The sequence below is a fragment of the Ruegeria arenilitoris genome, assembly GCF_013032445.1.
GTDB classification, from domain to species: Bacteria; Pseudomonadota; Alphaproteobacteria; order Rhodobacterales; family Rhodobacteraceae; genus Ruegeria; species Ruegeria arenilitoris_F.
In genome coordinates, this window is record NZ_WQCA01000053.1 from 1 (window position 1) to 9,637 (window position 9,637).

Consider the following 9,637-nt stretch of genomic DNA (forward strand, 5'->3'; position numbering starts at 1 on the left):
GCAGTAGATCTTCGACATTCCGAAGCGAGAGAGGGAATCGGATGTACAGCATCACTGCAAGGCGGATGATCTCGGGACTGGTTTTGAAGTATTTGTAAGAGGCAGGTTTGGTCATGGGCAAAAGCAACGTAACCGCCCTGCCCTGCTCAAGCAAAGTTCCTCTGACAAGACCTCCTGCTTGAATACCCACCAACTTAATTGAGGATCGGCCCAATCCCGACCTTCGTCGAGCATTCAAGATGCCGCAGCCTGCATTCCGGCCATTCGCTGCAAACGCGAAATCTGAAGAGAGTTCGCCGTCCGGAATCGCGTAGAAAAGTCGACAAACGGCTCTTGATAGTGAATGTCGATTTCATTTCTACATTCCGAGTTGTTTATCGAATTTGACCATCCCGCGAAATACTGAAGCGCTCACGAAAGAGCTCTTGTGATTCAGTCAGAACGACGAAGGAGTGCATGCGCTAATAACTTTGCATGGCGTATCCCCGGCATTCCGAAATCTGTGTGGCAAAATACTCGAAAAATAATATGCGTCTCCAGGACCGAGTACCCTGGACTGCCCATCTACCGTCACTTCAAGACGACCTTCTATCACAACCGCGCATTCCTCTCCTTCGTGCGACAGTTCAGCCCGACCCGAGTCAGCACCAACATCGTACTCCTCTATCAGCATCTGCAACTTCCGATTCCGGCGCTCACCCGCAACAAGAAGATAGGAAACACCTGTTGATCCAAGATCGCGCATGCTTCTGTGGGGAAAATAGAAGCTGTCCTCGTTTTTGAGTTCGAAGCTGAAAAAGAACCCCAGATTGACATCGACGCCCGCGAGAATCTTCTTGAGCAGTGCCACGGAAGGCTGAGTTGATCCGCTTTCGATCTGGGAAATCGTCCCGCTACCTACTCCTGCGCGCTTGGCCATCTCGCGCTGGCTGAGGCCTTTGGAGGTTCGAATCAAGCGTAGCCGCCGGGCAGTTTCCAGATCAGATGTTGAAGAGTCAGCCATCGTGATTTCCTGCTTTTGATCGAAAGCACTTTAGGAGGGGCGGGTCTGTTTTTCAATGACTTACAGAAACCCACAAAGCCGGGTGTGCGGTACGCCTGAACTCTGCAAGGATCTGGCACCAAATGAAAATCTGCATCACGAGGAATGAACGTGCTCGATCAACCTAACACAATGTCATCGTTTTGGATGCCTTTTACGGCTAATCGTGATTTCCTTCGCGAGCCCCGCATGATCCAGTCGGCCGAGGGGATGTATTACACCAGCTCCGATGGCCGCAAGGTCATGGACGGCACCGCCGGGCTATGGTGCGTCAATGCCGGTCACCGTGATCCGCTTATCGTTGAAGCGGTGCAGAAACAGGTGCACGAGCTGGATTACGCACCAAACTTCCAGTTCTCACACGCTCAGGCGTTTGAGTTGTCGGCAAAGCTGACAGCGATGATGCCTGAGGGGATGAGCCACGCATTCTTCACCAACTCTGGCTCCGAGTCCGTCGATACGGCGCTGAAGATCGCACTGCATTTCCACCGGATGCGCGGTGAAGGCGCGCGCACGCGTTTGATCGGGCGTGAGCGTGGCTACCACGGGACCGGATTCGGCGGCATCTCGGTTGGCGGCATCGTGAAGAACCGGATGCATTTCGGGACGCTCCTTACCGGAGTAGACCATCTGCGCCACACGCATGATCCAGAGAAGAATGCGTTTTCACGCGGCTGCCCGGAACACGGCGCGGAACTGGCAGATGATCTGGAACGATTGGTCGCGCTTCACGATGCGTCGACGATTGCAGCAGTGATCGTTGAGCCGATGGCCGGGTCCACCGGTGTGCTTCTGCCGCCGAAAGGATACCTAAAGCGGCTACGCGAAATCTGTGACCGGCATGGTATCCTGCTGATTTTCGACGAGGTCATCACCGCCTTTGGTCGTTTGGGTGCAGCGACAGCGTCGGAGTATTTCGATGTGAAGCCGGACATCATCACGACGGCAAAAGGCCTGACCAACGGTGTGATTCCGATGGGAGCGGTCATCGTATCCGACAAGATATATGACTCGGCTATGGAAAATGCCGATGCACCGATTGAACTGTTCCACGGTTATACCTATTCCGCCAACCCGGTATCTTGCGCCGCAGCGCTGGCAACGCTGGAGAGCTACAAGCAGAATGATCTTTTCCGCCGCGCTGCATTGTTGTCGCAGCCTTGGGAGGGTCAGCTTCACAACCTCAAAGGTCTGCCGAACGTCATCGATATTCGCAATCTGGGATTGGTGGGCGCGGTTGAGCTTGCGCCGCGACAAGGCGCGCCAGGTGCAAGGGGCTATGACGCCATGAAGCGGGCCTGGGACGCTGGAATAATGATCCGTGTCACAGGTGACATCATCGCCTTGTCGCCGCCACTGATCATCTCGGAACCTGAAATAACCACACTTTGTCAAACGCTTGGAGAGGTATTGGCTGACCTGCCCTAACCTCTGACCACTAACCCCAAAAAGGACTGACATCATGAAAGATGCATCCCCGATCGCTTTGATCGGCCACTACATTAATGGCCAAATCACAGTTTCGTCCGGCGAAAGGACCCAACCGGTGTTCAACCCAGCAACCGGCGCACAAACCGGCCAGGTGCCGCTGGCGAGCGTTCAGACAGTTGACGACGCCGTGACCGCTGCGAAAGCAGCGTTCCCAAAGTGGTCTAACACTCCGCCGATCCGCCGCGCCCGCCTTCTGAACAACTTTCTGGCCCTGGTGCGCGAGCATAAGGATGATCTGGCCCGCGCCATCACGGTAGAGCATGGCAAGGTGTTCACTGACGCCCAAGGCGAGGTTGAACGCGGAATTGATATCATCGAGTTTGCCTGCGGCATTCCGCAACTCCTCAAGGGCGATTACACCGAGCAGGTCTCCACTGGCATGGACAACTGGACCACGCGTCAGGCGTTGGGCATTGTCGCCGGGATCACTCCCTTCAACTTCCCGGTGATGGTGCCGATGTGGATGTTCCCGATCGCCATCGCCGCAGGCAATACCTTTATCCTGAAGCCGTCGCCGACCGACCCCTCCGCATCCCTGCTGTATGCGGATCTGATGCAGAAGGCTGGTTTCCCCGATGGTGTGTTTAACGTTGTGCAGGGTGACAAAGTCGCCGTGGACGCGCTGTTAGAGAATGACGACGTCAAGGCCGTGTCCTTTGTCGGTTCGACCCCAATTGCGAACTACATCTACGAGGTTGGTGCGCGGCACGGCAAACGGGTTCAGGCGTTGGGTGGAGCCAAGAACCACATGTTGGTGATGCCGGACGCCGACATGAACAAGGCAGTCGACGCACTGATTGGTGCTGCCTTTGGGTCGGCTGGCGAACGTTGCATGGCGATCTCGGTTGCCCTGTTGGTTGGCGATGCCGCCGATAAAATCATGCCGGTTCTGAAAGAACGCGCCGAAACCTTGAAGGTCAAAAACGGTCTTGAACTGGACGCCGAGATGGGCCCGATTGTCACCGCAGCCGCGCGGAATCGGATCAAAGGGTACATCGACTCTGGCGTCGAAGAGGGTGCGGACCTGCTGGTCGATGGTCGCGACTATACCGTCGAAGGGCATGAAGAAGGGTTCTTCCTGGGTGGATCCCTGTTCGACAACGTCACCCCCGACATGAAGATATACAAGGAAGAGATCTTCGGCCCCGTCCTGTCCTGCGTCCGCGTCTCGAACTTTGCCGAGGGTCTGCAACTGATCAACGACCACGAGTTTGGTAACGGCGTGTCGCTGTTCACCCGTGACGGCAACGTCGCGCGCGAGTTCGGCAAGCAGGTTCAGGTCGGTATGGTCGGCGTTAACGTTCCGATCCCAGTTCCGATGGCCTGGCACGGCTTCGGTGGTTGGAAGAAGAGCTTGTTCGGCGACATGCACGCCTATGGCGAAGAAGGTGTTCGTTTCTACACCAAGCAGAAATCCATCATGCAGCGCTGGCCCGAAAGCATCTCGGAAGGTGCTGAGTTCGTCATGCCAACGGCAAAATGATCATCCGATCCAAGGAGTGAAGAATATGTTTATTGGTGTTCCCAAGGAAATCAAGAACCATGAATATCGAGTCGGCTTGACCCCCGAAAGCGTCGCGGAACTGGTTTCTCATGGTCACAACGTCATCGTGGAATCCAACGCCGGTACCGGCATTGGGGCGGATGATGATGCCTATCGGGCGGCTGGTGCGGAAATTGCCGAAACAGCAGCCGATATCTTTGCCAATGCAGAGATGATTGTGAAGGTGAAAGAACCTCAGGCCGTGGAACGCGCAATGCTGCGCGAAGGTCAGATCCTTTACACCTATCTGCATCTGGCCCCCGATCCAGAGCAGACCAAAGATCTGGTCAACTCAGGCGCGGTCTGCATCGCTTATGAGACGGTCACCGACGACAATGGCGGTCTACCCCTGCTGAAGCCGATGAGCCAGGTTGCCGGTCGCATGTCAATCCAGGCGGGTGCCAGCGCGTTGGAAAAGGCAAAGGGTGGCCTGGGCGTGTTGCTGGGCGGTGTGCCCGGTGTGAAGCCCGGCAAAGTTGTCGTTATCGGCGGCGGTGTTGTCGGGTTCAACGCGGCGCAAATGGCTGTCGGCTTGCACGCGGACGTGACCATTCTGGACCGCAATCCGGCAGTTCTTGAAAAGCTGGAGAATCATTTCGAGGCGTCCGCCAAGGTTGTCTATTCAACCAAAGCCGCATTGGAGGAAGAAGTCACCAATGCCGATCTGGTTGTTGGTGCGGTTCTGATCCCGGGTGCTGCTGCGCCCAAGCTGGTCACGCGCGAGCTGATCTCAAAAATGAAACCCGGTGCGGTCGTCGTGGACGTTGCGATTGATCAGGGCGGCTGCTTTGAAACGTCCAAAGCCACCACTCACGCAAAGCCCACGTATGTTGTCGACGATGTTGTTCATTACTGCGTCGCCAATATGCCAGGTGCAGTCGCCCGAACGTCGACCTACGCACTGAACAACGTCACGCTGCCGCACGCTCTGGCTATCGCCAACCATGGCTGGAAGCAGGCACTTGCAGATAATCGTCACCTGATGAACGGCCTGAACGTGGCCCACGGGAAGGTGACGTACAAGGCTGTGGCCGATGATCTTGGATACGAGTTCATCGCCCCGGAACTTTGCTGAACTGAAGCAAAGAAATGTCCCGCCGCGCGCAATTCGGCGGGGCACCCACCACTGAGGAGGAAACCTTAATGATTACGAAGATTAACCGCCGCGCCCTCGGCGCGATGGGTGGTGCCGCTTTGCTTGCGGTAACCGCACTATCAACAACAGCTGCAGCGGAAGACATGACATTGCGTTTTGCAGGTGTCTTCCCGATTGATCACCAAGGCACAAAAATGATGGAACAGGTCGCAGCGGATGTTGCAGCTGCGGATGTTGGACTGACGGTAGAAGTCTTTCCAGCAAACCAGTTGGGTTCTGGTGAAGCTCTGTTCGAAGATGTTGCACGCGGCAACATCGATCTGGCATCGGCGTTCATCTATGCCGATACCGATCCACGCTTGGAATTCCTGTCTATGCCGTTTCTGCTGGGCGGCTGGGATGACATGGAAAGCACGCTTCTCAACATGGATTCCGAGTTCAACACCATCCTGCAGGAAATCACGGACGAATATGGTGTGCGCGTCATGGCGCAGAACCCTGAAGGGTTCATTGGCATCGTTTCGTCGCAAGAGCCCGAGAACTGGAATACTTTTGACGACAAGGGCATGAACATTCGCGTCTGGTCTTCCAGCGTCGTGAAGTCGATGGTCGAAGAACTGGGTTACCAAGCGACAACCATGGCATGGGGCGACATCTTCCCCGCACTTCAGGCCGGCATTGTCGATGGAGCAATTTGCTGCACGAAAACCGCGACTTACTCGATCTTCGCCAAATCGGATGTTGGCACCCATTTTGTCGAATACAATTCGATCTCAGAGCTGACAACTTTCTATGCGTCGCAACGGACACTCGACAAGCTGAACGACGAACAGCGCGCCGCGCTGCAAGCCGCGATGACCAAGGCGTCCGAAGACTTCTTTGCCTACAACCGTGAGAACGACGAAGTGTTCGGCCAGAAACTGCTCGACAAAGGCTACACTATCTTACGCTTGAGCGACGAAGACCAAGCTGCAATGGCCACTCATGTCCAGGAAACGGTCTGGCCCGCGATGGCACAAAACGTCGGTCAGGACATCATCGACCGCCTGCTGGCAGCTAAGGAACAGCAATAAACACTGAGAAAAAGGGCCAGCAAATCAGTTGGCCCTTTTTTCAGTCTTTGGCTCAACTAAGGGAGGGAGAAAGATGTCTAGCTCAGAAGCTGAGCGTCCATTGGTCGTCGAAAGCGCAGAAAAGAAGAGCTCGCAAAAAATCACTGACGAGTTGCCAATAATTATTGGGTATCCGTTGAAAGCAGTAGCTTTTATCACGAGGCAGATTGTCATGTTTGCCGGTTTCCTGATGGCTTTCACGTTTGGGGCAGTTGTTGTCATCCGGTATGGATTTGGTGGTGATCTCTTTGCCTATGAAGAATGGCTTCTGGGCATCAGCATAATCGGTTTTTTTGCAGGTGCTGTTCTGGCCTCTGCCCGCAACCTGCATATCAACGCGGACATTCTTGGCATCTTGATCCAGAATCCTCGGTTGATTTGGTGGCGCGGCTTTGTCGTCCTGACCGTTGAGGTGCTGGTGATCCTATTCCTCATGTACGCCTGTTATGTCTCACTGCTTGACGACTTCTCATTCCCCCGGCTGCGCGCAACCCCGGTGCTGCGCATTCCGTTTGTGACCTGGCGGATTGCGATCATGATTGCCTTTGGCCTCATGGCGACGTTCACGGCGGCATATCTGTACGTGCATATCCGCAAGGGGCTCGGGCTTCCCTTGAGATCAGAAATGCAAAAAGGAGAAACCCAATGATCATCGGAGGAAGTCTCCTTATCGTCTGCTTTATGCTGCTGTTGGGCGTCAGCGTTTATGTAGCATTCGGATCGGTTTTGATTTTCATCGCCCTTGTCGGAGATCAATCCATCACCGGCTATTTGCCGACCGGCTCTACGGGTATCCGCTCACTTGTACTTCTGGCGATCCCACTCTTCATGATCGCCGGTGGCATCATGGAAAAAGGTAAAATCGCGGCCCCTCTTGTCTCTCTGGCTGAAATGTTCATTGGCCATATCAAAGGAGGATTGAGCGCTGCTGGGGTGCTGGCCTGCGGTGTGTTCGGCTCCATTTCCGGTAGTGCCAACGCAACGCTGACCTGTATCGGTGGCATCATGATGCCCCATCTGAAAAAGGCCAACTATCCGGGTGGGCAATCGGCGGCTCTGATCGTCGCGGCCAGCCCCTTGGGTCTGTTGATCCCACCGAGTTCGTCGCACATCCTATATGGCTGGGTTGCACAGCAGCATGTACTAAAGTGCTTCTTGTCCACGGTCATTCCGGCGATCATCCTGATCACGCTTTTGATCGTCGTAAATCAGTTCATGCTGCGGAAATATGACGACATCAACCTGACGGAACGCCCTAAACCGTTCCTGCCGACATTCGGTGTTCAGGTGCGCCTGGCCGGGCCTGCGCTTATGATGCCGCTGATCATTCTGGGCGGGATCTATGGCGGCATAATGACGCCAACCGAGGCTGCGGGTATCGCAGTAGTCTACTCGATCCCGATCGCGATCTACTTCTATCGCGGACTGACCTGGAAAACACTGGCCCAGACCATCCAGAATTCCGGTGTTACGATTGGCGTGGTCATGGTCATGATCTTCATGGTTCTGATCGTGTCAGACAACCTGATCTCGCAAGGCGCACCTCAGCTGGCCAAAGATCTGGTCTACTCCGTGTCGGACAATCCGGTCGTCATCCTTCTTATGATCAACGTTGTTATGATCCTGATCGGAATGCTCATGGACGATATCTCGGGTCTTTTGCTGGCGACACCTATCTTGCTTCCCATCGCGCAGAGCACCGGAATGGATCCGATTCATTTTGCGGCTGTGATTGGCGTGAACCTGGGAATGGCAAACATCACGCCACCAACCGCGCCACTGCTCTATCTCGGTGCTCAGGTTTGTGATGAGCCGGTTTCGCGCATGTTATGGCCGACTTTGATCTTCATAGTCTTTGCCTGGCTCCCAACGCTGATGTTGACAACTTTTGTACCAGAGTTGGCCCTGTTCCTGCCGGACCTCCTGCTCAGCAGGTAGCGACGGGAAAGCGCAAAAGCCCAAGACGAAACAGCACGCACCCCAATCTTACGGCTGGGGTGTCTGAGCGCCCTCCCGAAGATGAAGTAGGAGCGGCGAGTTAGCAGCAGATAACTGAAGACCTGAATACGGAGGTTGGAAATGTACAAAAACATTCTAGTCGCGCTGTCTCTGGAACATGGCATCAGTGAACACGCACTTGCGGCGGCACATGCCCTTGTATCCGAAGGTGGAAAAATCACTGCCGCGCATATCCATGAGCCCCCAAATAGACAGATATTGTACTATATGGATGAAGGGATCGCAGAAAAATCTCTCCAAAAAGCAAAGGCGCGCTTGGCCGAGCGCCTAACAAGTGAGACCGACGTGTCGTCCATCCTGCTCGAGAGCCAATCGGCAGGTCGCGCAATCACCGAATACGCCAACAAACATGGCATCGACTGTATCGTACTCGCTTCACATAAACCTGGGATGAAGGAGTTCTTTTTGGGTTCAACAGCCGCTCTCGTCGTTCGACACGCTCAGTGTTCGGTGCACGTACTTCGTTTGTGACGCTGGCGTCCGCAGCATGTCAGTAACTCTGTCCTGTGAAATCTGTAGTGATAGGTGCGCCTCACCGCGACGAAGGTCTGCTTTGTGGCGCACCTACCAGAATTTCACTTTGCAGCATTTGGGAAGCAGGGCTCATAGTGGACGTGCGAAGTATCTACGTGCTCATTCCGGACATCGGAGGCGGCGCAGCGTCCTGTACTATGATGCTTGGGTCAACGTCGGATTGTCGTCTGGGAGGGCAAGGCGGATCGAAGGATCAGTCATGGAAACACCAAACTTACCTGCCATTCGCGCTCTACGCCCAGCTTGGAACAAGGGCCGCATCGTTGGGCAAAAACGCCCCCCGAAGCCGAAACATGTCTGGGCAATCCGCGTCAGACTGGAGCTGGCGGAGAACTACCGCGACCTCGCACTCTTCAACGTGGCAATCGACAGCATGCTCCGAAGTTGTGATCTAGTTAAGATGAAAGTGGCGGATGTCATGGCGTCGGGACAAATCAAAGAACGCGAGTCCGTTTTGCAAAGCAAAACCCAGAAACCAGTCCGTTTCGATACTTCGGAAGGTGCTGTCAGACAAATTCGAACCAGTCTTAGCCAGGCCAGTATAGCTGCCCCTTATGCCGCACCAAGTTCGCGCCACTCTGTGAGAGCGGCGGTGCGTGTCAGCTTGAAGGTGTCTCGGCAGGTAAGTGATCTTCCCTGGTTGAAGTGGTTGTAAACGGAGGAGTGGACGGAGGCGAATTTCTGCAAACTTCGCATACGCCTGAAACGCAGCATGGCCCGTTCTCTTCGTCGAAACGGCAGGTGTGAGTTCTCAACCCGATTATTAAGCCACCTGCCCGTCTGTTGTTTTTCGGTGGCTC

The 9,637-nt window shown here is 54.8% G+C and carries 9 protein-coding genes and 2 pseudogenes; 8 read left to right on the plus strand and 3 right to left on the minus strand.

What is annotated here, in order from left to right; all coding sequences use genetic code 11:
* Together GOW98_RS25960 and GOW98_RS24770 are read right to left on the minus strand one after the other, a co-directional pair.
* Positions 1–115 (minus strand): annotated as a pseudogene (locus GOW98_RS25960) (IS6 family transposase); the annotation flags it as partial.
* Positions 116–436: 321 nt separating this feature from the next.
* Complete coding sequence (locus GOW98_RS24770) at positions 437–1,003, minus strand: cupin domain-containing protein (RefSeq protein ID WP_170337205.1); 567 nt, start codon at positions 1,001–1,003, stop codon at positions 437–439.
* Positions 1,004–1,147: 144 nt separating this feature from the next.
* On the opposite strand from GOW98_RS24770, the gene GOW98_RS24775 reads away from it, so the two are divergent.
* The 8 genes and pseudogenes from GOW98_RS24775 to GOW98_RS24810 form a co-directional block, all read left to right on the plus strand.
* A complete protein-coding gene (locus tag GOW98_RS24775) occupies positions 1,148–2,470 on the plus strand; it encodes an aspartate aminotransferase family protein (RefSeq protein WP_170337213.1) in 1,323 nt (440 codons plus the stop codon).
* Between the two features lie 34 nt (positions 2,471–2,504).
* Positions 2,505–4,016 carry a CoA-acylating methylmalonate-semialdehyde dehydrogenase gene (locus GOW98_RS24780; protein WP_217359735.1) on the plus strand — a complete coding sequence of 504 codons (1,512 nt, stop codon included), beginning with the start codon at positions 2,505–2,507 and terminating at the stop codon, positions 4,014–4,016.
* A 25-nt stretch (positions 4,017–4,041) separates the two neighbouring features.
* A complete protein-coding gene (gene ald, locus GOW98_RS24785) occupies positions 4,042–5,151 on the plus strand; it encodes an alanine dehydrogenase (RefSeq protein ID WP_170337229.1) in 1,110 nt (369 codons plus the stop codon).
* Positions 5,152–5,255: 104 nt separating this feature from the next.
* Positions 5,256–6,245, plus strand: coding sequence for a TRAP transporter substrate-binding protein DctP (dctP, locus tag GOW98_RS24790; protein WP_170337247.1), 990 nt, complete (start codon positions 5,256–5,258; stop codon positions 6,243–6,245).
* A 73-nt stretch (positions 6,246–6,318) separates the two neighbouring features.
* Entirely contained in the window at positions 6,319–6,933 is a 615-nt protein-coding gene (locus tag GOW98_RS24795; RefSeq protein WP_170337232.1) for a TRAP transporter small permease, read from the plus strand.
* Positions 6,930–8,222 (plus strand): TRAP transporter large permease, encoded by a 1,293-nt coding sequence (locus GOW98_RS24800; protein WP_170337234.1) that lies wholly within the window; start codon positions 6,930–6,932, stop codon positions 8,220–8,222. Before GOW98_RS24795 ends, GOW98_RS24800 begins: the two co-directional genes overlap by 4 nt.
* Positions 8,223–8,363: 141 nt before the next feature.
* Complete coding sequence (locus GOW98_RS24805) at positions 8,364–8,774, plus strand: universal stress protein (protein WP_170337238.1); 411 nt, start codon at positions 8,364–8,366, stop codon at positions 8,772–8,774.
* Between the two features lie 262 nt (positions 8,775–9,036).
* A pseudogene (locus GOW98_RS24810) lies at positions 9,037–9,339 on the plus strand (integrase); the annotation flags it as partial.
* Between the two features lie 50 nt (positions 9,340–9,389).
* On the opposite strand, the gene GOW98_RS24815 reads toward GOW98_RS24810, so the two are convergent.
* A partial coding sequence (locus tag GOW98_RS24815) for a DDE-type integrase/transposase/recombinase (protein WP_170330748.1) occupies positions 9,390–9,637 on the minus strand: 248 nt, incomplete at its 5' end.